This is a genomic window from Inmirania thermothiophila (assembly GCF_003751635.1).
GTDB lineage: Bacteria > Pseudomonadota > Gammaproteobacteria > DSM-100275 > DSM-100275 > Inmirania > Inmirania thermothiophila.
The window spans coordinates 73521-96697 of the sequence record NZ_RJVI01000002.1 but is presented as its reverse complement, the minus strand read 5'-3'; the positions used below and the strand labels follow the sequence as shown (position 1 = coordinate 96697).

At 74.6% G+C, this 23177-nt stretch carries 21 protein-coding genes, 1 tRNA gene and 1 pseudogene; 1 reads left to right on the top strand and 22 read right to left on the bottom strand.

Annotation, left to right across the window (positions count from 1 at the left end; genetic code table 11):
• Positions 1-93: 93 nt before the first annotated feature.
• The 10 genes from EDC57_RS06110 to rnr all read right to left on the bottom strand — a co-directional run bounded on the left by EDC57_RS06110 (position 94) and on the right by rnr (position 10242).
• Positions 94-726 carry a NapC/NirT family cytochrome c gene (locus EDC57_RS06110; protein ID WP_123401024.1) on the bottom strand — a complete coding sequence of 211 codons (633 nt, stop codon included), beginning with the start codon at positions 724-726 and terminating at the stop codon, positions 94-96.
• Positions 727-747: 21 nt separating this feature from the next.
• A complete protein-coding gene (locus tag EDC57_RS06105; RefSeq protein WP_123401023.1) occupies positions 748-1200 on the bottom strand; it encodes a nitrate reductase cytochrome c-type subunit in 453 nt (150 codons plus the stop codon).
• Positions 1197-2087: a quinol dehydrogenase ferredoxin subunit NapH gene (gene napH, locus EDC57_RS06100; protein ID WP_123401022.1), complete on the bottom strand. Its 891-nt coding sequence runs from the start codon at positions 2085-2087 to the stop codon at positions 1197-1199. Before napH ends, EDC57_RS06105 begins: the two co-directional genes overlap by 4 nt.
• A 3-nt stretch (positions 2088-2090) precedes the next feature.
• Positions 2091-2852, bottom strand: coding sequence for a ferredoxin-type protein NapG (napG, locus tag EDC57_RS06095; protein WP_123401021.1), 762 nt, complete (start codon positions 2850-2852; stop codon positions 2091-2093).
• 10 nt (positions 2853-2862) lie between these two features.
• Positions 2863-5370 (bottom strand): nitrate reductase catalytic subunit NapA, encoded by a 2508-nt coding sequence (gene napA / locus EDC57_RS06090; RefSeq protein ID WP_123401020.1) that lies wholly within the window; start codon positions 5368-5370, stop codon positions 2863-2865.
• Positions 5371-5372: 2 nt separating this feature from the next.
• Positions 5373-5621: a chaperone NapD gene (locus EDC57_RS06085; protein ID WP_170165059.1), complete on the bottom strand. Its 249-nt coding sequence runs from the start codon at positions 5619-5621 to the stop codon at positions 5373-5375.
• A gap of 16 nt (positions 5622-5637) precedes the next feature.
• Complete coding sequence (gene napF / locus EDC57_RS06080) at positions 5638-6132, bottom strand: ferredoxin-type protein NapF (protein WP_123401822.1); 495 nt, start codon at positions 6130-6132, stop codon at positions 5638-5640.
• Between the two features lie 170 nt (positions 6133-6302).
• A complete protein-coding gene (rlmB, locus tag EDC57_RS06075; protein ID WP_123401018.1) occupies positions 6303-7031 on the bottom strand; it encodes a 23S rRNA (guanosine(2251)-2'-O)-methyltransferase RlmB in 729 nt (242 codons plus the stop codon).
• Positions 7028-8029 carry an OmpA family protein gene (locus EDC57_RS06070; RefSeq protein ID WP_123401017.1) on the bottom strand — a complete coding sequence of 334 codons (1002 nt, stop codon included), beginning with the start codon at positions 8027-8029 and terminating at the stop codon, positions 7028-7030. Before EDC57_RS06070 ends, rlmB begins: the two co-directional genes overlap by 4 nt.
• Positions 8026-10242 (bottom strand): ribonuclease R, encoded by a 2217-nt coding sequence (gene rnr, locus EDC57_RS06065; protein WP_123401016.1) that lies wholly within the window; start codon positions 10240-10242, stop codon positions 8026-8028. The genes EDC57_RS06070 and rnr overlap by 4 nt, the downstream gene beginning before the upstream one ends.
• 58 nt (positions 10243-10300) lie before the next feature.
• Between rnr and EDC57_RS06060 the strand changes: the two genes are divergently transcribed.
• Positions 10301-10387: transfer RNA gene (locus EDC57_RS06060), tRNA-Leu, on the top strand.
• 37 nt (positions 10388-10424) lie between these two features.
• On the opposite strand, the gene EDC57_RS06055 is transcribed toward EDC57_RS06060, so the two are convergent.
• From EDC57_RS06055 to EDC57_RS06000, 12 genes and pseudogenes are all read right to left on the bottom strand, one after another.
• Complete coding sequence (locus EDC57_RS06055; protein ID WP_123401015.1) at positions 10425-11723, bottom strand: adenylosuccinate synthase; 1299 nt, start codon at positions 11721-11723, stop codon at positions 10425-10427.
• The gene (locus EDC57_RS06050) at positions 11716-12930 is read right to left on the bottom strand and encodes an ATP phosphoribosyltransferase regulatory subunit (RefSeq protein ID WP_123401014.1); all 1215 of its coding nucleotides are present in this window, start codon (positions 12928-12930) and stop codon (positions 11716-11718) included. Before EDC57_RS06050 ends, EDC57_RS06055 begins: the two co-directional genes overlap by 8 nt.
• 2 nt (positions 12931-12932) lie before the next feature.
• Complete coding sequence (locus tag EDC57_RS06045; protein WP_123401013.1) at positions 12933-13115, bottom strand: DUF2065 domain-containing protein; 183 nt, start codon at positions 13113-13115, stop codon at positions 12933-12935.
• Positions 13116-13132: 17 nt separating this feature from the next.
• A complete protein-coding gene (gene hflC, locus EDC57_RS06040; RefSeq protein ID WP_123401012.1) occupies positions 13133-14014 on the bottom strand; it encodes a protease modulator HflC in 882 nt (293 codons plus the stop codon).
• Positions 14014-15204 (bottom strand): FtsH protease activity modulator HflK, encoded by a 1191-nt coding sequence (gene hflK, locus EDC57_RS06035; protein WP_123401011.1) that lies wholly within the window; start codon positions 15202-15204, stop codon positions 14014-14016. The genes hflC and hflK overlap by 1 nt, the downstream gene beginning before the upstream one ends.
• Positions 15205-15298: 94 nt before the next feature.
• On the bottom strand, positions 15299-16612 hold the full coding sequence (hflX, locus tag EDC57_RS06030; protein WP_123401010.1) for a ribosome rescue GTPase HflX: 1314 nt from the start codon (positions 16610-16612) through the stop codon (positions 15299-15301).
• A 15-nt stretch (positions 16613-16627) separates the two neighbouring features.
• Positions 16628-16876 (bottom strand): RNA chaperone Hfq, encoded by a 249-nt coding sequence (gene hfq / locus EDC57_RS06025; protein WP_123401009.1) that lies wholly within the window; start codon positions 16874-16876, stop codon positions 16628-16630.
• A gap of 211 nt (positions 16877-17087) precedes the next feature.
• Positions 17088-17957 (bottom strand): annotated as a pseudogene (gene miaA, locus EDC57_RS06020) (tRNA (adenosine(37)-N6)-dimethylallyltransferase MiaA); the annotation flags it as partial.
• Positions 17957-19702 carry a DNA mismatch repair endonuclease MutL gene (gene mutL / locus EDC57_RS06015; protein ID WP_123401007.1) on the bottom strand — a complete coding sequence of 582 codons (1746 nt, stop codon included), beginning with the start codon at positions 19700-19702 and terminating at the stop codon, positions 17957-17959. The gene mutL and the pseudogene miaA, both read right to left, overlap by 1 nt.
• Before the next feature lie 32 nt (positions 19703-19734).
• On the bottom strand, positions 19735-21030 hold the full coding sequence (locus EDC57_RS06010) for an N-acetylmuramoyl-L-alanine amidase (protein ID WP_123401006.1): 1296 nt from the start codon (positions 21028-21030) through the stop codon (positions 19735-19737).
• Positions 21031-21196: 166 nt separating this feature from the next.
• The gene (tsaE, locus tag EDC57_RS06005; RefSeq protein ID WP_123401821.1) at positions 21197-21667 is read right to left on the bottom strand and encodes a tRNA (adenosine(37)-N6)-threonylcarbamoyltransferase complex ATPase subunit type 1 TsaE; all 471 of its coding nucleotides are present in this window, start codon (positions 21665-21667) and stop codon (positions 21197-21199) included.
• Between the two features lie 8 nt (positions 21668-21675).
• Positions 21676-23142, bottom strand: a complete 1467-nt coding sequence (locus tag EDC57_RS06000) for an NAD(P)H-hydrate dehydratase (protein ID WP_123401005.1) — start codon at positions 23140-23142, stop codon at positions 21676-21678.
• Positions 23143-23177: the final 35 nt, after the last annotated feature.

Below are 23177 nucleotides of genomic sequence, written 5' to 3'. Positions count from 1 at the left end.
CGGCAGCGGCACCCCGGTCCTGAAGCGCGATCCGCCCCTCCGGACGGAAAAGGGCCGGGGCCGCCACGCGGCCCCGACCCGGGCACGAAGGCGTCAGCGGTTGCCCACCGCCTGGCTCGGATCCACCTCGTACATCGCCGGCAGCGAGTGCGCGATGCCCTTGTGGCAGTCGATGCAGGTCTTGCCCTCGTCCAGGGCCCGGCTGTGCTGGGCCACGGCGCGGCGCCCCTGCACGGCGAAGTCCATGGAGTCGAAGTCGTGGCAGTTGCGGCACTCGCGCGAGTCCGTCTCCTTCATCGCTTTCCAGACGTGGCGCGCGAGCTCCAGCCGCTTGGCCTCGAACTTCTCCGGCGTGTCCACGGTGCCCATGAGCCAGTGGTAGAGCTCGTTGGAGGCCCTGATCTTGCGCACCACCTTGTGTACCCAGGGCCTCGGCACGTGGCAGTCCGGACAGGTGGCCCGCACGCCGGTGCGGTTGCTGTAGTGGACGGTGTCCTTGTACTCCTGGTAGACGTTGTCGCGCATCTCGTGGCACGAGATGCAGAACTGCTCCGTGTTGGTGGCCTCCATGGCGGTGTTGAAGCCGCCCCAGAAGATGATCCCGGCGACGAAGCCCACGCCCAGGAGCCCCCCCACGGACCACTTGGCCGCGGGGCTGCGAAGCCGCGCCCACAGCCCCGGACGCGCCGCCGCGCGCCCGTTCACCGCTCGCTCGTTGGTGGCCATGACTCGCTCCTTTCCCGCGCCTCAGCGGCGGATCGTGGGCAGGGGCTTGAACTCGTTCTCCACCAGCGGCGGCGCATTCACCTGCGGCACGTGGCACTGGGTGCAGAAGTAGCGGCGCGGCGCCACGTTGGCGAGATCGTTGCCCTCGCGGTCCTTGAAGTGGGTGATGCTGATCTTGGTCGCCCCCGACTCGCGGGCGTTGGCCCAGCTGTGGCAGGTCAGGCACTTGTTGAACTTGAGGTCGATCCTGTAGCCCTGGATGCTGTGCGGGATGAGCGGGGGCTGGGTCATGTAGTCCCGCGCGTACGGGGCGCGGTCCTTGACGTACTGCTTGAGCTCCGGCGGCGGCGTCGTCTCCTCCACCGCATGCTCGCCCCGCAGGGAGTGGATCCCCGCCGACTCGGCGTCGGCGCGCGGCAGCCACACCGCGCCTGCCGCCACGATCACGAGACCGATCCGCATCACCTTGTTCATGGCTGAACCTCCGCACTCCTGGAAATCTCGACCGAATCCTCCCGCCCGCCGCCGCGCAGCCCGAACCGGAACACGTCCTGCGGGCAGACGTCGATGCAGCGGCCGCAGTTGGTGCAGTCGCCGGAAAGCACCACCGGACCGGCCCCCCCGGTCCCGCGCAGCGGCGCGCGCAGGACCTGCGGCTCGGGGCAGACGCGGTAGCAGTCCATGCACTCGTCGCAGCGCGCACGCTGCTCCGCCCGCACCCGCACCTGGGCCACCCTGCCCAGCAGCCCGTAGAAGGCCCCCATGGGACAGAGATGGCCGCACCAGGCCCGCCGCGCCAGCAGCAGGTCGGCGAGGAAGACCGCCGCGATCACCGCCCAGCCGGCGCCGAAGCCGAAGATGAGGCCGCGGTGCAGGATCGAGACCGGATTGACCAGCTCCCACGCCGCCATCCCGGTGGCCGCCGCCACCGCCAGCACCGTCCCCAGCAGCCAGTACCGCAGCCTCGGCGAGACGCCCGCCCCGCCGCGGATGCCCAGCCGGTCATGGAGCCAGCGCGCGGCGTCGGTGACCGGGTTGACGGGGCAGACCCAGGCGCAGTAGACGCGCCCACCCACGAGGGCGTAGAAGGCGAGGACGATCCCCGCCCCCACCAGCGCCGCGAGCTCCGGCACATGCCCCGCGGCCAGGGTCTGCGCCAGCACGAATGGATCCGTCAGGGGCAGCACCCCCAGGGTGAGGCTGGAGGAGAGGTTGCCCTTGACGATCCACAGCCCGAACCAGGGCCCGGCGAGAAAGAGCCCCAGCACCGCGAGCTGGCTCGCGCGCCGCAGCACCAGCCACTTGTGGGCCGGCCACCAGCCCCGCACGCGCACCGCTTCCCTCCCGGGGATCCGTTCCATGGCTCACCCTCCCGGCAGCCGGTCCGGCAGGTCGATGACGCCGGGCACCAGCGACCGCCCCGCCTTCGCCTTCTCCTCCCAGCCGAGCCGGTAGTGCCGGCCCATGGCGCCGCGCGCGAGGCGGCGCGGGAGGACCCGGATCGCGGCCTCGTCGAGCACGCAGGCGTGCTCGCACTTGCCGCAGCCGGTGCAGGCGTCGGCGTGGACCACGGGTTCGAAGATGGCGTGGACCCCGGTGCGGGTGTTCTCCCGCATCTCCAGCGTGATGGCCCGGTCGATGAGGGGGCAGACGCGGTAGCAGACATCGCAGCGCAGCCCGCGCAGGTTGAGGCAGTTCTCGCGGTCGATGAGGACCGCAAGCCCCATGCGGGCGTCGTCGATGTCGGTCAGCCCCTTGTCCAGCGCCCCCGTCGGGCAGGCCGCCACGCAGGGGATGTCCTCGCACATCTCGCAGGGGACCTCGCGGGCGACGAAATAGGGCGTACCCGCGGCGACGTCCTCGCCCAGGCGCGCAAGGCGCAGGGTGTCGAAGGGGCAGTCGCGCACGCACAGGCCGCAGCGGACGCAGGCGCCGAGGAAGTCCCGCTCCGCCAGCGCCCCCGGGGGGCGCAGCGCCACCGCCGGGCGCGCCGCCACGCGCCGGGCGTAGAGGCCGAGGCCGAGCCCGATCATCGCCATCCCCGCCGCCCCCCGGGCGAGGCCCACGAGGAAGCGACGCCGGGCCGCCTCGGCCGCCGCGCGTCCCTGTCCGTTCCCGCCGGACACCGCGCCGCCCTCAGGCCCGCGTGACCCGGACCGCGCACTTCTTGTAGTCCGTCTCCTTGGAGATGGGGCAGGTGGCGTCCAGGGTCAGCTTGTTGACCAGCCGCGCGGCGTCGAACCAGGGGATGAACACCAGCCCCCGCGGCGGCCGGTTGCGGCCGCGGGTCTCGACGCGCACGGTGATCTCGCCGCGGCGGCTCTGCACCTTGGCGGCCATGCCGCGGCGCAGGCCGCGCTCGCGCGCATCGTCCGGGTGCATGAAGACCACCGCGTCGGGGAAGGCGCGGTAGAGCTCGGGCACCCGCCGGGTCATGGAGCCGGAGTGCCAATGCTCGAGCACGCGGCCCGTGACCAGCCACAGGTCGTACTCGCCGTCGGGCACCTCCGCGGGCGGCTCGTAGGGCAGCGCGTAGATCACCGCGCGCCCGTCCGGCTTGCCGTAGAAGCGGATCCCCTCGCCCTCCTTGACGTAGGGGTCGTAGCCCTCGCGATAGCGCCACAGGGTCTCCTTGCCCTCCACCACCGGCCAGCGCAGGCCACGGGCCTGGTGGTACATGTCGAAGGGCGCAAGATCGTGGCCCTTGCCGAGGCCGAAGAGGCGGTACTCCTCGTAGAGGCCCTTCTGGATGTAGAAGCCGAAGTGCTCCGACTCCAGGTTGTCGTAGACGTTGCCCGCGGCGTCGCGCACCGTCCCCTTCTCGTAGGGGTACTTGTCCACCTGCCCGTTGCGGAACAGGATCTCGTAGAGGGTCTTGCCGCGATACTCGGGCTTCTTGGCAAGGAGCTCCTCGGGCCAGACCTCCTCGACCTTGAAGCGCTTGGAGAACTCCACGATCTGCCACAGATCCGAGCGCGCCTCGCCCGGCGGGGCCACCTGCTGGCGCCAGAACTGGGTGCGCCGCTCGGCGTTGCCGTAGGCCCCCTCCTTCTCCACCCACATGGCGGTGGGCAGGATGAGATCCGCGGCCATCGCCGTCACCGTCGGGTAGGGATCGGAGACGATGATGAAGTTCTCCGGGTTGCGGTAGCCGGGCCAGGTCTCGTTGTTGAGGTTGGCCGCGGCCTGCATGTTGTTGTTGCACATCACCCAGTAGACGTTGAGCTTGCCGTCCTTGAGCATGCGGTTCTGCAGCACGGCGTGATAGCCGGGCTTGCCCGGGATCGTGCCCTCCGGCAGCTTCCAGATCTTCTCGGCGATGTCGCGGTGCTCCTTCTTCATGACCACGAGATCGGCCGGCAGGCGATGGGCGAAGGTGCCCACCTCGCGCGCGGTGCCGCAGGCCGAGGGCTGCCCCGTGAGCGAGAACGGGCCGTTGCCGGGCTCGGAGATCTTCCCCACCAGCAGGTGGACGTTGTAGATGAGGTTGTTGACCCAGGTGCCGCGGCTGTGCTGGTTGAAGCCCATGGTCCAGAAGGAGGTGACCTTGGTCTTGGGGTCGGCATAGAGCTCGGCCAGGGCCTCGAGGTCCTTCTCCGGCACCCCCGACATCTTCGACACCTTGTCGAGGGTGTACTCGGAGACGAAGCGGGCGTACTCCTCGAAGGTGATGGGCTTGGAGGCGGCCGGGTTGGCCGCGTTCTTGGCCCGCTTCTCGCGCGGGTCGTCGGGGCGCAGGCCGTAGCCGATGTCGGTCACACCGATGCGGAAGTTGACGTGATCCTTGACGAAGGCCTCGTTGACCCGCCCGGTCTGGATGATGTGGTTGGCGATGTAGTTGAGGATCGCCAGGTCCGTCTGGGGCCTGAAGACGATGCCGATGTCGGCGAGGTCGAAGTTGCGGTTGCGGAAGGTGGACAGCACCGCCACCCGGACGTGGTCGGCGGACAGGCGCCGGTCGGTCAGGCGCGACCAGAGGATGGGGTGCATCTCGGCCATGTTCGAGCCCCAGAGCACGAAGGCGTCGGCGTGCTCGAGGTCGTCGTAGCAGCCCATGGGCTCGTCGATGCCGAAGGTGCGGATGAACCCCGCCACCGCCGAGGCCATGCAGTGGCGCGCGTTGGGGTCGATGTTGTTGGAGCGGAAGCCCGCCTTCATGAGCTTGGCCGCGGCGTAGCCCTCCCACACCGTCCACTGGCCGGAGCCGAACATGCCGATGGAGGTGGGTCCCTTCTTGCGCAGGGCCTCCTTGAACTTCTCGGCCATGATGTCGAAGGCCTGCTCCCAGGTGATGGGCGTGAACTCGCCGTTCTTGTCGAACTTGCCGTCCTTCATGCGCAGCAGCGGGGTGGCCAGGCGGTCCTTGCCGTACATGATCTTGGCGAGGAAGTAGCCCTTGATGCACTGCAGCCCGCGGTTGACCGGGGCGTCCGGGTCGCCCTGGGTGGCCACGACGCGGCCGTCGCGCACGCCCACGAGGACGCCGCAGCCGGTGCCGCAGAAGCGGCACGGCGCCTTGTCCCAGCGGATCCGGGTGTCGGCGGCCGCAAGCGCCGTGCCCGCCCCCGGAAGGCTCAGACCGGCCGCGGCCGCGGCGGCGGCTGCGGCCTGCGCCTTCACGAACTCTCGCCTGGTCATCTTCATGGTCATGCCTCCGCTTGGTCCGCAGAATCGCAATACTCGTAAACCGTCGCCGCGACGAGGACGCCGGGCAGGGCGCTGACCCGCGCCAGGGTCTCGGCCACCGGGGTCCGCGGGGTCTCCTCGACGGTGACGACGATGCGATGCGCCCCCGCGCGGCCATGCACCTCCACGCCCTCGACGCCGCGCAGCGCCTCCAGCACCGGCTCGGTGCGCCCGGGCTGCACGTAGACCACGACCCCCGCCACGTCCATCGTCGTCCCTCCGTATTCAGGCGGCGCCGCGCGCCGCGTCCTCCCGCCGTACCATCCGGATCGCGCCCACAGGACAGGGCCGCACGCAGGCGCCGCACCCGTCGCAGCGCGCCGCATCCACCTGCGGTGCGAGCCGCCCGCACAGCGGCCGGAGCGCGATGGCCTCGCGCGGGCAGGCATCGAGGCAGCTCATGCAGCCGATGCCCTGCAGGGCGAGACAGGCCGCATCGAGCCGCGCCTCGAGCATCCAGGGCCGCCCCCGTCCCCAGGGCGCCAGCGCGCCCCGCGCGCAGGCCGTCACGCAGCGGCCGCAGAAGGTGCAGCCGCCGCGGGTGAAGTCGATCTCGGGAAAGCCGCCGCCGCCGCGGCGCAGGATCCGCTCGGGACAGGCGCGGATGCAGCCGTCACACCGGTCGCAGCGGGCGACGAAGACCGCCTCCGCACACGCGCCCGGTGGGCGGAGGGGCTGCGGCAGCCGCCGCCGCCCCCGCAGGAACGCCCTCCGCTCCATGGCGACCCCCATCGCCTCCGGTCCTCCCGCGATCCGACCACGGACAACCTAAGGGGGCGCGGCGGGCTTGGACCTTGATCAGGATCAAGCCTACGGAACGCATGGTTTTTCCGAGCATTCAGCTCGGTTAATATTCTAATAATTGCACGTACTGAGAGACCGCGGCCCCGTCAGCCGCGGCGGCGGGCCTCGTAGAGGCAGACGGCGGCGGCGACCGAGACGTTGAGGCTCTCGACGCCCTCGGCCATGGGGATGGCGACGCGGCTGTGGCAGCGCTCCCGCGTCAGGCGGCGCAGGCCCCGCGCCTCGCCGCCGAGGATGAAGGCGAGCGGCCGGGGCAGCTCCGCCTCGGCCAGCGCGGTCGGCGCGTCCGCCTCGGCGCCCACGAGGTGGACGCCGGCCTCCGCGAGGCGGTCGAGGGCGCGGGCGAGGTTGGTCACCCGCACCAGCGGCAGCCGCTCGGCGGCGCCGGCCGCTGCCTTCTCCGCCGCCGGGGTGAGCCCCGCGGCCCGGTCGCGGGGGACCACCACGGCGGCGGCGCCGAAGGCCGCCGCGCTGCGCAGGGCGGCGCCGAGGTTGCGCGGGTCCTGCACCCCGTCGAGGACCAGCAGCAGCGCCTCGGCGGTGACCAGGCCGGGGAGCGCCGCCTCGTCGAGCTCGGCAAGCCCCGCGCATCGGGCGGCAACCCCCTGATGGGGCAGGCCCGGGAAGCGCGCATCCAGCTCCGCCCTCGGGACCTCGCGCACGGGGATGCGCCGGCGGGCGGCGGCCGCGCGCACCCGCGCCGCGCGCCGGTCACGCCGCGGCGCCGCCAGCTCCACCGCCTCCACCGCCGCCCGCGGCGACTCCAGCGCCGCGAGCACCGCGTGGACGCCGCAGATCCAGCGCCCGGGGCTCACCCGTCGGCCGCCCCGACGCCGGCGGCGCGGCGCTCCGCCTCCCGGACACCGCCGCCCTCGAGGATCGTGACCTCGACACGGCGGTTGCGCGCGCGACCCGCCTCGCTGTCCTCGGGCGCAAGGGGCGCACCCTCGCCGAGCCCGCGCAAGATCATGCGCCGGCGCGGCACGCCCGCGGCCTCGAGGACCCGGGCCACGGCCTCGGCGCGCCGGTGCGAGAGCTTATGGTTGTAGTCCTCCGGACCGTCGCCCGGACCGTCGCCCGAGGCGTACCCCGTGATGTGCACGCGCAGCAGCGGCCTCTGCGCAAGGCGCGCGGCCAGGCGCCGCAGTTTGGCCAGGGAGTCGCTATCGAGGACCGCGGAATCCCGCTGGAAGCGGATCCGCAGCGTCCGCTCGGGACCCGCCGCCGCGGCCGCATCCGCCTCCACGGAGGCGGAGACCGCGGACCCGGCGGCCGACTCCGCCATCGCGACGGCCCCTCCGCCCGCACCAGGCGCCTCGGAGGCGGGCTCCGCAGGCGCCTCCGGCGCCGGCCCTTGGGGCGCCGGGGGCGCGGGTACCCCCTGCGGTCCGGACGGGACCGGCGGGGCCGCGTCGTCTCCTGCCGCCGGTGCGGCTTCCTGCGCCTTCTCCCGCAGGCGCCTGAGCCGCTCGCGGATCTCCTCCGGCGTCGCCGGGCGCGCGCGGATCACCCCCGGGGCCTCCACGGGCCGGCTCGGTCGGGCCTGCTCCTTGCCCGCCGGCTCCCGCGCCGCGCCCTCGCCGCACCGGCCGGGCGGCGCGCCGCGGTCGCGCAGCCGTCCCAGATAGGCGCCGGCGGCCCCTTCCGCGAGGGCGTAGCCGGCCGCCGACGCCCCCACCAGCGTGCCGGTGGCGGCGCCCGCCAGGGTCCCCACCACGAGACCGGTCTTCAGGCCGCGGTTGGGATCGCAGGTGGCACAGGCCCCGAGGGCCAGCGACAGCGCCGCCACCAGCGCCGGGCGCGCCGCCCTCATCGCCGCCGCCTCCCGCCGCGACGCCGCCCCCGACTCCCTGCGCCCTCCGCGGGCTCGAGGTCGATCTTGCGCTCGTCCACGTCCACCCGCACCACGCGCACCGCCACCCGCTCGCCGAGCCGGTACATGCGCCGCGTGCGCTCGCCCAGCAGGCGGTGCCTCACCGGGTCGAAATGGTAGTAATCGTTGGGCAGCGAGGTCACGTGCACCAGCCCCTGAGCATAGACGCCGTCGATCTCGACGAAGATGCCGAAGTTGGTGACCCCGGTGATGACGCCCTCGAAGACCTCCCCCACGTGGTCCAGCATGTAGCGGCACTTCATCCAGTCCACGGCGTCGCGCGTGGCCTCGTCGGCGCGCCGCTCGGTCATGGAGCAGTGCTCGCCGTAGCGCGCCATGTCCTCGTGGGCGTAGGGGAAGGTGGCGGCCTTGCCGCCGCGCAGGACATGGCGGATGCCCCGGTGCACCAGCAGGTCCGGGTAGCGGCGGATGGGCGAGGTGAAGTGCAGGTAGGCCTCGTGGGCGAGGCCGAAGTGGCCGGTGTTGTCGGGGCTGTAGACGGCCTGGGCCAGGGAGCGCAGCACCACGCCCTCGATGAGGTGGGCGTCGGGCCGGCCGCGCACCTGCTCGAGCAGGCGGGCGAAGTCGCGCGCCTGCGGCTCGTCGCCCCCGCCGAGGCCGAGACCAAACTCCTGCAGGAAGGCGCGCAGGTCCTCGAGCTTCTGCGCCGGGGGCGGCTCGTGCACGCGATAGAGGGTGGGGATGCGGTGGCGGCCGAGGAAGCGGGCGGCGGCGACGTTGGCCGCGATCATGCACTCCTCGATGATGCGGTGGGCGTCGGTGCGCACCACCGGGACCACCCGCGCGATGCGCCCGTCCTCGGCGAACTCGATGCGGGTCTCGGTGCTGTCGAAGTCCAGCGCGCCCCGCCGGCGCCGGTCCTCGGCCAGCGCCTGGTAGAGGCGGTGCAGCTCCTCGAGGTGCGGCACCAGGTCCTCCCGCTGGCGCCGTGCCCGCTCGTCGCCGGCGAGGATCGCCGCCACCTCGTCGTAGGTCAGGCGCGCCGCCGAGCGCATGACGCCCTCGTGGAAGCGCGCCCGCGTGATCCGCCCGTCGCGGCTGATGGTCATCTCGCAGGCGATGCACAGCCGGTCGACGCCGGGGTTGAGGGAGCAGAGGCCGTTGGAGAGGACCTCGGGCAGCATCGGCACCACCCGACCCGGGAAGTAGACCGAGTTGCCGCGCTCTGCGGCCTCGCCGTCCAGGGCCGACCCCGGATGCACGTAGTGGGAGACGTCGGCGATGGCCACCACCAGGCGCCAGCCGCCCCGGCGGCGCTCGCACCAGACGGCGTCGTCGAAATCCTTGGCGTCGACCCCGTCGATGGTCACCAGCGGGAGCCGGCGCAGGTCCTCGCGCCCGGCGAGCGCCGAGCGCGCCACCCGGGTGCCGAAGCGCGCGGCCTCCTGCGCCACCGCCTGCGGCCATTCCCACGGGATGCCGTGGATGCGGATGGCGGTATCGATCTCGGTGCCGGGATCCACGTGCTCGCCGAGGATCTCCACCACGCGCCCGATGGGGAGGCTGCCGCTGGTGGGGGCGCGGGTGATCTCCGCCACCACCCGCTGCCCCGGCCGGGCGCCGCCCTCCGCGCCCGGCGGGATCACCACCTCGTGCAGCATGCGGGCCTCGTCCGGGACCACGAACCCCACCCCGGCCTCCTGCTGGAAGCGCCCGACGATGCGGCGCACCGCGCGCTCGAGGACCTCGACCACGCTGCCCTGGGGCACCCCGCCGGGGCCGAGGCCGCTCACCGCCACCACCACGCGGTCGCCGTGCATCACCGAGCGCATCTGCCGCGGCGGCAGGTACACCTCGGTGCCGCCGTCCTCGCCGATGACCCGGCCCCAGCCGTCGGGGTGGGCGAGCACGCGCCCCCGCACGAGATCCATCTTCTCGGCCAGGCCGTAGGAGCCGCGGCGCGTGCGCACCAGCTGCCCGTCGCGGACCATGGCCTCGAGCCGACGCTCGAGCCCCTCCCTTGCCGCCGCCTCGGCCAGGCCCAGCCCGCGCGCCAGCGAGGCCACCGAGGCCGGCCGTCCGCGCCGGCGCAGGAAGCGCACGATGTCCGCGCGCGAGGGGATCTCGACCTTGTGCTGGCGGAGGCTTGCGCGGCGGCGCGCGCCGCGCCGCCCGTCCGATGTCCTGGCCACTGGTGGTTCTCGCTCTTCGTTGACAGCCACCGGCCCCGCGGGTACATTTTGCGCCCGCGCCGAGGTGGCGGAATTGGTAGACGCGCTAGTTTCAGGTACTAGTGGGGGAAACCCCGTGGAGGTTCAAGTCCTCTCCTCGGCACCAGACACCCGAAGGGCCCCGCACGGGGCCCTTTCCATGTTCAGGCCCGCCCGAAGGGGTCGCGCCGGGTGATGATCTCCCCCCGCTCGGGACCGGTGGAGATCATGTCCACGGGCACGCCCACGAACCGCTCCACGAACTCCAGGTAACGCCGCGCGTTCCCGGGCAGCGCCGCCTCGTCGGTGAGCCCCGCGGTGGACTCGTGCCACCCCGGAAGCTCCTCGTAGACCGGCTCGCAGCGGGCGAGCGCCTCGGCCCCCGCAGGCGGGGCATCCAGCAGCCGCCCGCCGTCGCGGTAGCCCACGCACACCCGCACCCGCTCCAGCCCGTCGAGGACGTCGAGCTTGGTGATGCAGAGGCCGTCGACGCCGCTCAGGCGCACGCTGCGCCTCAGCGCCACCAGATCGAGCCAGCCGCAGCGGCGCGGCCGCCCGGTGGTGGAGCCGAACTCGTGCCCGCGCTCGGCGAGCCGCCGCCCGGTCTCGTCCTGCAGCTCGGTCGGGAAGGGGCCGCCGCCGACCCGGGTGGTGTAGGCCTTGGTGATGCCGAGGACATAGTCGAGGTCGCCGACGCCGACCCCGCTGCCGACCCCCGCCGCCCCGGCGACGCAGTTGGAGGAGGTCACGTAGGGATAGGTGCCGTGGTCGATGTCCAGGAGCGCCCCCTGGGCGCCCTCGAAGAGGAGGTCGGCGCCCGCCTCGCGCAGCCCGTGCAGCGTCCCGGCCACGTCCGTGACCAGGGGCCCGATCACCTCCGCCGCCGCCAGCGCCCCCTCGAGCACGGTGTCGTAGTCCACCGCCTCGGCGTTCAGGTAGCGGGTGAGGACGAAGTTGTGATAGTCCATGACCTCGCGCAGGCGCTCGGCGAAGCGCGCCGGCTCCAGCAGGTCGGCGACGCGCAGCCCCCGCCGCGCCGCCTTGTCCTCGTAGGCAGGCCCGATGCCGCGGCCGGTGGTGCCGATGGCGTCGCGGCCCCGGGCCCGCTCGCGGGCGAGATCCAGCGCCTGGTGGTAGGGCAGGATCAGGGGGCAGGCCCCGCTGACGCCGATGCGCTCGCGCGCCGGCACCCCGCGCGCCTCAAGCCCCTCGATCTCCCTCACCAGAGCGTCGGGGGCCACCACCACGCCGTTGCCGATCAGGCACCGCACCCCCTCATGCAGGATGCCCGAGGGGATCAGGTGCAGGACCGTCTTCTCGCCGTCGATGACCAGCGTGTGGCCGGCGTTGTGCCCGCCCTGGAACCGCACCACCGCCGCCACCCCGGGGGTGAGCAGGTCCACCACCTTGCCCTTGCCCTCGTCCCCCCACTGGGTGCCGACCACCACCACGCTCCTACCCATCGTCGCCCTCCCCCGGGGGCGCGGAGACCTCCTCCGCGACCCATGCGTCACCGCGCCGGACGAGCACCCGCGCGCAGCCCATCGCCCGCGGCGTCTCCCCCGGCAGCCCAAGCGCCTGCACCACCCGCTCGCCCCGCGCGCGCAGCCGCGCCACCGCCTCGGCGAGCGCCGCATCCTCCACCGCGGGGGCGAGGACCGCCCCCTCGCCCGCCTCCGCCGCCGCCGTCCCCAGGGCGAGCAGCAGCCTCAGGTCGGTGCTGAACCCCGTCGCCGGGCGGGCGCGCCCGAAGGCGGCACCGACCCCGTCGTAGCGCCCGCCGCGCGCCACCTCCTCGCCGCAACCCGCGACGAAGGCGGCGAAGACGACGCCGGTGTGGTAGCGGTAGCCCCGCAGCTCGGCGAGATCCACGTGCAGGCGCACCGCGGGGAGCCGGGCGCCGAGCCTGCGCGCCAGCGCCTCGAGCCGAACCAGCGCCCGCATCGGCCCCTCGCCGCAGGGGGCGAGGACCTCCGCCGCCCGCGCCAGCACCTCCACCCCGCCGTGCAGGCGCGCCAGGGCCGCGAGCGCGGCCCGCTCGGGCTCCGCCACCCCCCACGCCGCGAGGCGCTCGGCGATGGCCGCCTGCGCCTTGCGCTGCAGCAGGCCGAAGAGCTCCGCCTCGTCCTCCGGCGCGAGGCCCACGGAGGCCGCCAGGGCGCGGAAGATGCCCACGTGGCCGAGGTCGAGGAGAATCCCCTCGAGGCCTGCGCAGCGCAGCGTCTCCACCATCAGGCACGCCACCTCGGCGTCGCTCTCGACGCCGTCGTGGCCGTAGAGCTCGGCCCCGGCCTGGATGGGGCTGCGCCCCCCCTGCGCGCCCTGGGGCCGGGCCCGCAGGACGCTGCCCACGTAGCACAGCCGCGTGGGCACCTCGGCGCGGATCCGGCTCGCCTCGATGCGCGCCACCTGCGGGGTCATGTCCGCCCGCACCCCCAGCATGCGCCCGCTCGCCGGATCCACCAGCTTGAGGGTGTCGAGCTCGAGATCGCCGCCGGTTCCGGTGAGCAGCGACTCCAGGTGCTCCACCAGCGGCGGCACCACCAGGCGGTAGCCCCAGGCGTGGAAGAGGTCGATGAGGCGCCGGCGCAGGGCCTCGGCCCGCTCCGCCTGATCGGGCAGGAGCTCCTCGATCCCCTCGGGCAGCAGCCAGGGTGCGGGACGCGGCATGGTCACACCAGACGCACGAGCAGCGCCCCGGCCGCCATGGCCACGAGCCCCGCAAGACGCAGGCGGCGGTCGTCGAGGGCGGCGAGGCTCGCCACCGCGGCGCGGTAGCCGCGGGGGCTGACGAAGGGCAGCAGCCCCTCGATGACGAGGACGAGGCCCAGCGCCTCCAGCAGCCGTGTCCCCACCGCGCGCCTCCCCGCCCTCAGCGGCCCCCGGCCCCACCCAGGGAGTCGCCGAAGTAGCGGAAGAAGTCCGAGTCGGGCTTGAGCACCAGCACGTCGCGCTCGTCGCGGAAGATGCGCCGGTAGGCCGCGAGGCTGCGGTAGAGGGCGTAGAACTCCGGATCCTCGCCGAAGGCCTCGGCGTAGATGCGCGCCGCCTCGGCATCGCCCTCGCCGCGGATCGCCTCGGCGTCCCGGAACGCCTCGGCGAGGATGATGGTGCGCTGGCGGTCGGCGTCGGCGCGGATGCGCTCGGCGGCCTCGGCGCCGCGCGAGCGGAACTCGCGGGCGACGCGGGCGCGCTCCGACTCCATGCGGCGGAAGACCGAGCTCGAGACCTCCGGCGGCAGATCCACGCGCTTGATGCGCACGTCCACGATCTCGATCCCCATCTTGGCCGCCTCGCGGTTGGCGTTCTCGGTGATGATGCTCATCACCTGCGCCCGCTCGCCGGAGACCACCTCCTGGATCGTACGCTTGCTGAACTCGCTGCGGAGCCCGTCCTTGATGAGCTGGTCGAGGCGCAGCCCCGCCTGGAAGGCGTCCCCGGCCACCGCCGTGTAGTAGCGCCCGACGTCGCGGATGCGCCACTTGACGAAGGCGTCCACGATCACGTTCTTCTTCTCCACCGTGAGGAAGCGCTCGGGCTTGGCGTCCAGGGTCTGGATGCGGGCATCGAACTTGCGCACGTTCTGCACCACCGGGATCTTGAAGTGCAGCCCCGGCGAGAAGTCGGTGCGCACGATCTCGCCGAGCTGGAAGAGGATCGCACGCTCGCGCTCGTCCACGGTGAAGGCGGCGAACCACACCGTCGCCACGAGCGCGAGGACCGCGGCCACCCCCAGCGACTGGATCCTCGCCATCAGCGCGTCCTCCCGCTGCGCAGCCGCTCCCGCTCGCGCACGTCGCGGCGGCGCGACTCGCTGCCCTGCCCACCGGCCGAGCCCTGCGGCACGACCGGCGCCACGCCATCCGCCCCCTGCTGCCCGAGCATCCGGTCGACGGGGAGGTAGATGAGCGGCATCCCGGCACCCTCGGTGTCGAGGACCACCTTGCCGGCGTTGGCCAGCACGGCCTCGATGGTCTCGAGATAGAGCCGCTCGCGGGTGACGTCGGGGGCCCTCCGGTACTCCTCGAGCAGCTTGCGGAAGCGCTGCACCTCGCCCTGGGCGCGCGCGATCACCTCCTCGCGGTAGGCGGCCGCCTCCTCGAGCTGCCGCGCCGCCGCGCCGCGGGCCTTGGGGATGATCTCGTTGGCGTAGGCCTCGGCCTCGTTCTTGAGCCGCTGCTCGTCCTCGCGCGCCTTGATGGCGTCGGCGAACGCCGCCTGCACCTCCTCGGGCGGCTGCGCATCCTGGAGGGTGACGTTGGTCACCCGCAGCCCGGTGTCGTAGCCGTCGAGGATCGTCTGCAGCAGCTCGCGCACGCGCGTCGCCACCTCGGCCCGCCCCTCGGTGAGGACGAAGTCCATGCGGCTGCGCCCGACGATCTCGCGGACCGCGCTCTCCGTGGCCTGCTTGAGCGTCTCGTCGGGGTCGCGCACGCTGAAGAGGTACTTGCGCGGGTCGCTGACCTGGTACTGCACGGCGAGGCGGATGTCGACGATGTTCTCGTCCGCGGTGAGCATGAGCGCCTCGGCCGGCACCGAGCCGCCGCCGCGGCCGCCCACCCCGGAGCGGTAGCCCACCTCGACGAAGCGGCGCCGCTCCACGTCCACCAGCTCGACCCGCTCCACCGGGTAGGGGATGTGCCAGTGCGGTCCCGGCAGGGTCGTCGCGCGGTAGGCCCCGAACCGCAGCACCACACCGCGCTTGCCCTCGTCCACGATGTAGATCCCGGACAGCCCCCAGACCACGAGGGCGACGACGATCACGCCGAGGATGCCGCCCGCCCCGCCGCGGCCGATGCCGCCGCCGCGGCCGCCTCGTCCGAAGACGCGCCCGAGGCGGGCCTGCAGCCGCCGCACCACCTCGTCGAGGTCCGGCGGCCCCTGTTCCCCGCCACCGCCACCCCAGGGGTCGCGGCGCCCGTCACCGGGGTCGTTCCATCCCATGCCCTGCTCCCGCTGCTGATTCCGGCCCCGCGGGGCCCGGCCCGCCCCCGCGGGGCCGGCCATTGTAGGGAGGCGCGAGCGCCCGCGGCAACCGCTAGCCGGTTCGCGCCTCCGGCAGCCCCTCGCGGCGGCGCAGACGCTCGTAGTGGCTGCGCTCGAGATCGATCTCCAGCTCCCAGCCGCCGTCGTCGCGCACCCGCTCGCCGCAGACCGCGCCGAGGGCGAAGAGCCGCGCCCGCAGCCGCCCCGCCCCGGCGGGCAGCGCCAGCCGCCCCCGCACCCGCTCCGCGGCCACCTGCCGCGCGAGAACCTCGCGCAGGAGATCGAGGCCGGCGCCGGTGCGCGCCGACAGCCACACCCTCAGCCGCCCCCGCGCGGGATCCTCCTCCAGCCGCGGCGCGAGCCCCAGACGGTCGATCTTGTTGTAGACCTCCACCTGCGGCACGTCGGCGGCGCCGATCTCCTCCAGCACCGCCTCCACCTGCGCCGCCTGGTCCTCGCGCTCGGCCGCGCTGGCGTCGATGACGTGGATCAGCACCGAGGCCTGCGCGGTCTCCTCCAGGGTCGAGCGGAAGGCGGCCACCAGCTCGTGGGGCAGGTGGCGGATGAAGCCGACGGTGTCGGCCACGAGCAGCGGCCGCCCCCGCCCCAGCTCGATGCGACGCAGGGTGGGGTCGAGGGTGGCGAAGAGCTGGTCGGCGGCGTGGACCCCCTCCCCGGTGAGCCGGTTGAAGAGGGTGGACTTGCCGGCGTTGGTGTAGCCCACGAGGGCCGCCACCGGCAGCTCCGCACGCCGCCGCGCCCGCCGGCCCTGCTCGCGCCGGGCCCGCACCCGCTCGAGCCGGGCGCTGATCTGGCGCATGCGCTCGCGGATCATGCGCCGGTCGGTCTCGAGCTGCGTCTCGCCGGGCCCGCGCAGACCGATGCCGCCCTTCTGCCGCTCGAGGTGGGTCCAGCCGCGCACCAGCCGGGTGGAGAGGTGGCGCAGCTGGGCGAGCTCCACCTGCAGCTTGCCCTCGAAGGTGCGCGCGCGCTGGGCGAAGATGTCGAGGATCAGCCCCACGCGGTCGAGCACGCGCACCCCCACGAGCCGCTCGAGGTTGCGCTCCTGGCTGGGGCTGAGGGCGTGGTTGACGAGGATGAGCTCGGCGCCGGTGGCCGCCGCCTGGGCACGCACCTCCTCCGCCTTGCCGGCGCCGATGAAGTAGCGCGGATCCGGCTCGCGCCGCCGCCCCGTGACCTCACCCACCGGCTCGGCGCCCGCGGAACGGGCGAGTTCGCGCAGCTCCTCCAGCAGCTCCCGCCGCGTCTCGCTGCCGAGATCGACGTGGACGAGCAGGGCCCGCTCGCCGCTGCGCGGCCGCTCGAAGAGCGCGCTGGGGACGGCCTCGTTCCGGCGCCGGCTCACGGGCTGGGCGACGGCTCAGTCCTCGCCCTGCTCACCGCCGCCCTGGCCGAGATGCAGGCGCACGTTGCGGGAGGGCACCACCGTGGAGATGGCGTGCTTGTAGATCATCTGGCTGACGCTGTTCTTCAGCATCACCACGTACTGGTCGAAGGACTCGATCTGCCCCTGCAGCTTGATGCCGTTGACGAGGTAGATGGAGACCGGGATGCGCTCCTTGCGCAGGGTGTTGAGGAAGGGATCCTGCAACGACTGGGCCTTGGACATCGCGTCACTCCTGGTTGTTCTTCTCGCGCAGCGCCCGCTGCGGTGCCCCCGACGACGCACGCGGCACCCCCCCGGACGCGGGCGATTGTAGCACAGCGGCCCCGCCCGCCCGGCGGGCGCGCCCTTGTTCATTGGACGCGGCGCCGCCCGCCGAATTCCCCGCGAGCGGCGCCATCATGGCCGCCACTCGCTCGAGGCAGCGCGGATCCAGGGGGTCCACCGCCACGAGCCCCGGCCAGCGCCGCAGCCAGGTGAGCTGGCGCCGTGCAAGCCCCCGTGTCGCCGCCACCGCCTGCGCCGCCATCTCCTCGCGCCCCACGGCGCCATCCAGGTGGGCCCAGGCCTGACGGTAGCCCACGGCGCGGATGGCGGGCAGCGTCGGGTCGAGATCGCCGCGGGCGCGAAGCCGCGCCACCTCCTCGAGGAAGCCCGCATCCAGCATGGCCTGGAAGCGCCGCTCGATGCGGGCATGAAGCGCGGCGCGGTCCGAGGGCACGAGGGCGATGCGCGTCAGCGGCCAGGGCGCCGGCCGCCCGCCTCGTGCCTGCCACCAGCTGAGGCTGCGCCCGGTCACGCGCCAGATCTCCAGCGCGCGCTGGATCCGCTGGGCGTCATGGGGGCGGATGCGGGCGGCCGCCTGCGGATCCACCCGCGCCAGCTCGGCGTGCAGCGCCGGCCAGCCGCGCTCGGCGGCCTCGGCGTCGATGGCGGCCCGCACCTCAGGCACCGCCTCCGGCAGCGGCGCAAGCCCCCGCTCCAGGGCGTGGAAGTAGAGCATCGTGCCGCCCACCAGCAGCGGCAGCCGTCCGCGCGCGTGCGCCTGCTCGACGGCCTCCGTGGCCTCGCGCACGAAGCGCCCCGCCGAGTAGCGCTCGGCGGGGTCGGCCACGTCCACGAGCCGGTGGGGGAAGCGCGCGCGCACCTCGGGCGGGGGCTTGGCGGTGCCGATGTCGAGCCCGCGGTAGACCATGGCCGAGTCGACGCTGATGATCTCCACCGGCAGCCGCTCGGCCAGCGCGCAGGCGAGCTCCGTCTTGCCCGTGGCCGTCGGCCCCATGAGGAAGACCACCGGCGCCGTCATCACCGCCCCCGCAGGAAGAGCCGGTCCAGCTCCTCCAGGGAAAGCTCGCGCCACGTGGGGCGGCCGTGGCTGCAGTGGCCGGCGCGCTCGGTGCGCTCCATGGCCCGCAGCAGCGCCTCCTGCTCGGCGGGCTCGAGCCGCCGCCCCGCCCGCACCGAGCCGTGGCAGGCCATGGTCGCCAGCACCTCGTCCACGGCGCGCAGCAGCGCGCCCGCATCGCCCGCCTCGGCGAGCCCCTCGAGCACGTCGCGGGCGAGCGCCGCCGCATCCGCACCCGCAAGGAGCGCCGGGACCCGCCGCACCACCACCCGCTCCGGCCCCACGCGGCCGAGCTCCAGGCCCAGCGCGGCGAGCGCCTCCGCGTGCGCCTCGGCGAGCTCCGCGCGGCGCCGCCCCACCTCCACCACCACCGGCACGAGGAGCTGCTGCGACGGCACCCCGCCTCTGCGGTGCGCCTCGCGCAGGGCCTCGTAGGTGATGCGCTCGTGGGCGGCATGGATGTCCACCAGGATCAGCCCGCGGGCCGACTCGGCGACGAGATAGACGCCGTGGATCTGGCCCAGGGGCCGCCCGAGCGGCGGCAGCGCCGGCGCCGCCCCCTCGGCGACCGCCGCGGGGCCCTCCGGCGCGCCGTAGACGGCCGCGGCCTCGCGCACGCCGAGAGCCAGTCCCGGCTGCACGGGCGCGGCGGGTGGCGCCTGCACGGGGGCGCCGGACGGGACGCGCACGGGCGGGGCCTGCACCGGCACCGCCGGGCGCGCCAGCGCCGTGCGCACGGTCTGCGCCACCAGCTCGTAGACCGCGCCCGGCCTGCGCAGCCGCACCTCGAGCTTGGCCGGATGGACGTTGACGTCCACCTCGGCGGGATCCATCTCCAGGTAGAGGAGAAAGGCCGGCTGGCGGGCGTGGTGCAGCACGTCCTCGTAGCCGCGGCGCACCGCCGCCACCAGCAGGCGGTCGCGCACGGCGCGCCCGTTCACCAGAAGGTGCTGGAGGTCGGAGCGCCCGTGGGCCTGCTCGGGCCGTCCCAGCCAGCCCCAGAGGCGCACCCCGGCCTGCTCGCGCTCCACCCACACCGCCCCCTCGGCGAAGGCCTCGCCCATGAGCGCGGCGAGGCGGCGCGCGCGCCCCGCCTCGTCGGCCGCCGCCGGGGCGTGCAGCAGCAGCCGCCCGTCGTGGCGCAGGGTGAGGGTGACGTCCTCGCGCGCGAGCGCGACGCGCCTGACCGCAAGCTCCACGTGGCCGAGCTCGGTGCGGGTGCTGCGCAGGAACTTGCGCCGCGCCGGCGTGTTGTGGAAGAGGTCGCGCACATCCACCGTGGTCCCGGGCGGATGCGCCGCCGGCACCGGATCGCGCGCCGCGCCCTCCAGACGCCAGGCGGTGGCCGCCCCGGCGGCGCGCGAGGTGAGCACGAGCCGCGAGACCGAGGCGATGGCGGGCAGCGCCTCGCCCCGAAAGCCCAGGGTCGCGACCCGCTCCAGGTCCTCGAGGCGGGCGATCTTGCTGGTGGCGTGGCGCTCGAGAGCGAGCACGAGCTCCTCGCGGCTCATGCCGCAGCCGTCGTCGCGCACGCGCACCCGCCGCACGCCGCCCTCCTCCACGTCCACCTGCACCGTGCGCGCACCGGCGTCGAGGGCGTTCTCCACGAGCTCCTTGACCACCGAGGCGGGACGCTCCACCACCTCGCCGGCGGCGATCTGGTTGACCAGCTCGGGCGGCAGGAGACGGATGCGGGGCGGGCTCACGGGCGCGATTCTAGCAGGCCCGCGCCCGGCGCTCAGTTGGGCACAGCCGCCCCGGGGATGCGCAGCACGCGGCCGACGCGGATGAGGTCGCCGCGCAGGTCGTTGGCCGCCCGCAGGTCGTCGACGCTCACCCGGTAGCGGCGGGCGATCTCGGCCAGGGTCTCGCCGCGACGGATGACGTGGTGGGTCGCCGCCCACCGCGTGCCCGGCGGCGGCCGGCTGCGGAAGTAGTCCACGAGGCCCTCGGCGATGGCCTGCGCGATGCGCTCCTGGTGACGCGGGTCCCGCAGCCGGCGCGCCTCGGACGGGTTGGTGATGAAGCCCGTCTCCACCAGCATCGAGGGCACGTCCGGGGCCTTGAGGACGACGAAGCCCGCCCGCTGCACCTCGCGGCTGTGCAGCCTCCCCGCCCGCCCCAGCCGCTGCAGCACCCGCCGGGCGGCATCGATGCTGGCCTCGAGGCTGCCGGTCTGGGACAGATCCAGGAGCACCCGGCGCAGGGTCTCGTCCTTGTCCTCGAGGCTCACGCCGCCGATCTGGTCCGCCGCATTCTCCTGGTCCGCCAGCCACTTGGCGGCCTCGGAGCTCGCCCCCCGGCGCGAGAGGACGAAGACCGAGGCGCCGCGCGCGCTGCGGTCGCGGAAGGCGTCGGCGTGGATGGAGACCAGGAGGTCGGCGCGCGCGCGGCGGGCGATCTCGAAGCGCTCGCGCAGGCCGACGTAGTAGTCGCCCTCGCGCACGAGGAAGGCCCGCATCCCCGGCTCGGCCTCCAGCCTCGCCACCAGCCTGCGGGCGATGGCGAGGACGACGTCCTTCTCGCGCAGCCGGCCGTGGCCGATGGCGCCGGGATCGTCGCCGCCGTGGCCGGCGTCCACCGCCACCACGATGTCGCGCAGCGCCTCGGACGGCGCCGAGGCCTGAGCCACCACCTTGCGCTCCGGCGTGAGGAGGTCGACGACCAGGCGGTGGCCGTAGGGCGGGTTCGGGGGCAGGAGGAAGCTGCGCACCCGCGCCTGCCGCTTGAGATCGGCCACCACCCGCAGCGTGCCCCCCTTCCGCTCCCCCACGCGAAGCACCCGGACGAAGGCGTCCTCGGCCACCGGCAGGGGCACCGACGCCGCCAGCCGCGCCCCCTCGAGGTCGATGACGACCCGCTCCGGATCGCGCAGGGTGAAGACGGTGTGCTCCAGCGGGGCGTCGAGGTCGAAGACGAGGCGCGTGCTCTCGGGCGCGGCCCACAGCCGCAGCCCCTTGACCGGGACGGGGGCGGCCGTCGCCGAGACCGCCGCCAGCATCAGAAGCGCCGCCCACAAGCGTCGCACGCGCATCCCCCTTGGTCGCGGAACCCGTCCGCCCCGGCCCTCCGGCCCCGGCGTGACGCCGGGCGAGGCCGCGGCGGGACCCCTCCCGCGGCAGTATACCCGGTGTAGCCGGAATTGCCACACCGGTTTCTCTTTCTGCACGGGAGGATACGGAAGCTTTCTCGAGAACGGTTCAGGATTCCGCCGCGGCCGCCTGAACCAGCGCCGCCACAAGGCGTTCCCCCAGCGGGGTCTGCGCCTCGGCGACGAGGTCCCGGCCCTGCGCCCGGTGCGCCAGCCGCAGGACGAGGTCCGGCGCCGGCAGGTGCCCCGCCCCGCGCTGCGGCCACTCCACGAGCAGCACCGCACGGCCGTCGGCGAGGTCGCGGATCCCCAGGAACTCCAGCTCCTCCGCATCCGCCAGGCGGTAGAGGTCGAGGTGCAGGAGCCGCAGCCCCCCCGCCTCGTAGGGCTCCACCAGGGTGTAGGTGGGGCTGCGCACCGGCCCCGGGTGGCCGAGGGCGGCCAGCAGCCCGGCGACGAGGGTGGTCTTGCCCGCACCGAGGTCGCCGCTGAGGTGGAGCACCGCCCCCGGCGCGAGCGCAGCCGCGAGGGCCGCCCCGGCGCGACGCGTGGCCGCCTCGTCGGCGAGGCGAAGATGCACCGCCCCGCTCACGGATTGGCGAGGCCGCGGATCCACGGCATCAGGTCGCGCGCCAGGAGGCCGCGCTCGCCGCCTTCGGCGGCCGCGAGGTCTCCCGCCCTGCCGTGCAGCCAGACCCCGGCGCGCGCCGCCTCCTCCAGCCCGAGGCCCTGCGCCGCAAGCCCCGCGATGACCCCCGTGAGCACGTCGCCCATGCCCCCGCTCGCCATGCCGGGGTTGCCCGTCGCGGCGAGGGCGAGCCCGGCGGGGCCCGCCACTACGGTGCCCGCGCCCTTGAGCACCGTCACCCCGCCGTGGCGGGCCCGGATCGCCTCGGCGGCGGCGAAGCGGTCCCGCTGCACTGCCTCCGTGGCGCAGCCGAGCAGCCGCGCCGCCTCCCCCGGATGGGGCGTGAGGACCCAGTCGTCGCGGCGCAGGGACCGCCCGGCGAGGAGGTTGAGGGCGTCGGCGTCCACCACCCGGGGCCCGCCGTCGGCGAGCACCGCCTCGAGCATCGTCTGCGCCCAGGCGTCGCGGCCGAGGCCCGGCCCCACCGCCACCACCGTGGCCCGCGCAAGCAGCGGCGTGAGGGCCCCGCCGTCCTCCACCCCCACCGCCATGAGCTCCGGGCGCGCCGCCACCAGCGCCGCCACGTGCTCCGGCCGCGTCGCCACCGTCACCAGCCCGGCACCCGCCCGCGCCGCCGCCTCCCCCGCGAGCAGCGCCGCCCCGGCCATGCCGTGGTTGCCGCCCACCACCAGGACGTGCCCGTGCTCCCCCTTGTGCGCGCCGCGCCGGCGCCGCCCGAGACCGGTGCCGGCAAGGCGCGGGATGCCGCCGCCGACGGCGGCGTAGGCCTCGTCGGGCACGCCGATGCGGGCGAGGCGCACCTCGCCGGCGTGGTCCGGCCCCGCCGCCGTGAACAGCCCCCGCTTGAGGCCGACGAAGGTCACGGTGGCGTCGGCGCGGACCGCCGCGCCGCGCACCGCGCCGGTGTCGGCGTCGAGCCCCGAGGGGATGTCGAGGGCGAGGACGGGGCGGCCCGAGGCGTTGACCGCCGCCACCGCCTGCGCCCAGGCCCCGGCGAGGTCCCGGTCGAGGCCGGTGCCGAGGAGGGCGTCGACGACCACCCCCTCCAGACGCGCGGGATCGAAGGGCTCGACCCCGCCCCCGGCCTCGCGCCAGGCCCGCCAGGCATGGGTCGCATCCCCCCGCAGCCGCTCCGGCTCCACCAGCGCCATCACCCGCACCGCACGGCCGCAGGCCCGCGCCCGCGCCGCGAGGACGTAGCCGTCGCCGGCGTTGTTGCCGGCGCCGCAGAGCACGGTCACCTGCGCCGCGTCCGGCCACCGCCGCGCCAGCACGCGCCAGGCCGCCTCCCCGGCCCGCCGCATGAGGGTGTAGCCGGGAATACCGCAGGCCTCGATGGCGTGCCGGTCCAGGGCACGCACCTCGGCCGCGGTGTAGAGCCTGAGCTGCGGGTCGATCGCCTCCATCGCCTGCGCTCCTGCCGCCCCTCCCGGGGGCGACT

Bases quoted from the DNA above. Each gene is read 5' to 3' on its own strand.
- EDC57_RS06070 (WP_123401017.1), bottom strand. From the start codon at position 8,029: ATGAGGGCGGCGCGCCCGGCGCTGGTGGCGGCGCTGTCGCTGGCCCTC.
- EDC57_RS06110 (WP_123401024.1), bottom strand. From the start codon at position 726: ATGGCCACCAACGAGCGAGCGGTGAACGGGCGCGCGGCGGCGCGTCCG.
- EDC57_RS06055 (WP_123401015.1), bottom strand. From the start codon at position 11,723: ATGGGTAGGAGCGTGGTGGTGGTCGGCACCCAGTGGGGGGACGAGGGC.
- EDC57_RS06105 (WP_123401023.1), bottom strand. From the start codon at position 1,200: ATGAACAAGGTGATGCGGATCGGTCTCGTGATCGTGGCGGCAGGCGCG.
- napA (WP_123401020.1), bottom strand. From the start codon at position 5,370: ATGAAGATGACCAGGCGAGAGTTCGTGAAGGCGCAGGCCGCAGCCGCC.
- hflK (WP_123401011.1), bottom strand. From the start codon at position 15,204: ATGGGATGGAACGACCCCGGTGACGGGCGCCGCGACCCCTGGGGTGGC.
- hfq (WP_123401009.1), bottom strand. From the start codon at position 16,876: ATGTCCAAGGCCCAGTCGTTGCAGGATCCCTTCCTCAACACCCTGCGC.
- EDC57_RS06000 (WP_123401005.1), bottom strand. From the start codon at position 23,142: ATGGAGGCGATCGACCCGCAGCTCAGGCTCTACACCGCGGCCGAGGTG.
- napH (WP_123401022.1), bottom strand. From the start codon at position 2,087: ATGGAACGGATCCCCGGGAGGGAAGCGGTGCGCGTGCGGGGCTGGTGG.
- EDC57_RS06085 (WP_170165059.1), bottom strand. From the start codon at position 5,621: ATGGACGTGGCGGGGGTCGTGGTCTACGTGCAGCCCGGGCGCACCGAG.
- EDC57_RS06050 (WP_123401014.1), bottom strand. From the start codon at position 12,930: ATGCCGCGTCCCGCACCCTGGCTGCTGCCCGAGGGGATCGAGGAGCTC.
- napF (WP_123401822.1), bottom strand. From the start codon at position 6,132: ATGGAGCGGAGGGCGTTCCTGCGGGGGCGGCGGCGGCTGCCGCAGCCC.
- hflC (WP_123401012.1), bottom strand. From the start codon at position 14,014: ATGGCGAGGATCCAGTCGCTGGGGGTGGCCGCGGTCCTCGCGCTCGTG.
- EDC57_RS06010 (WP_123401006.1), bottom strand. From the start codon at position 21,030: ATGCGCGTGCGACGCTTGTGGGCGGCGCTTCTGATGCTGGCGGCGGTC.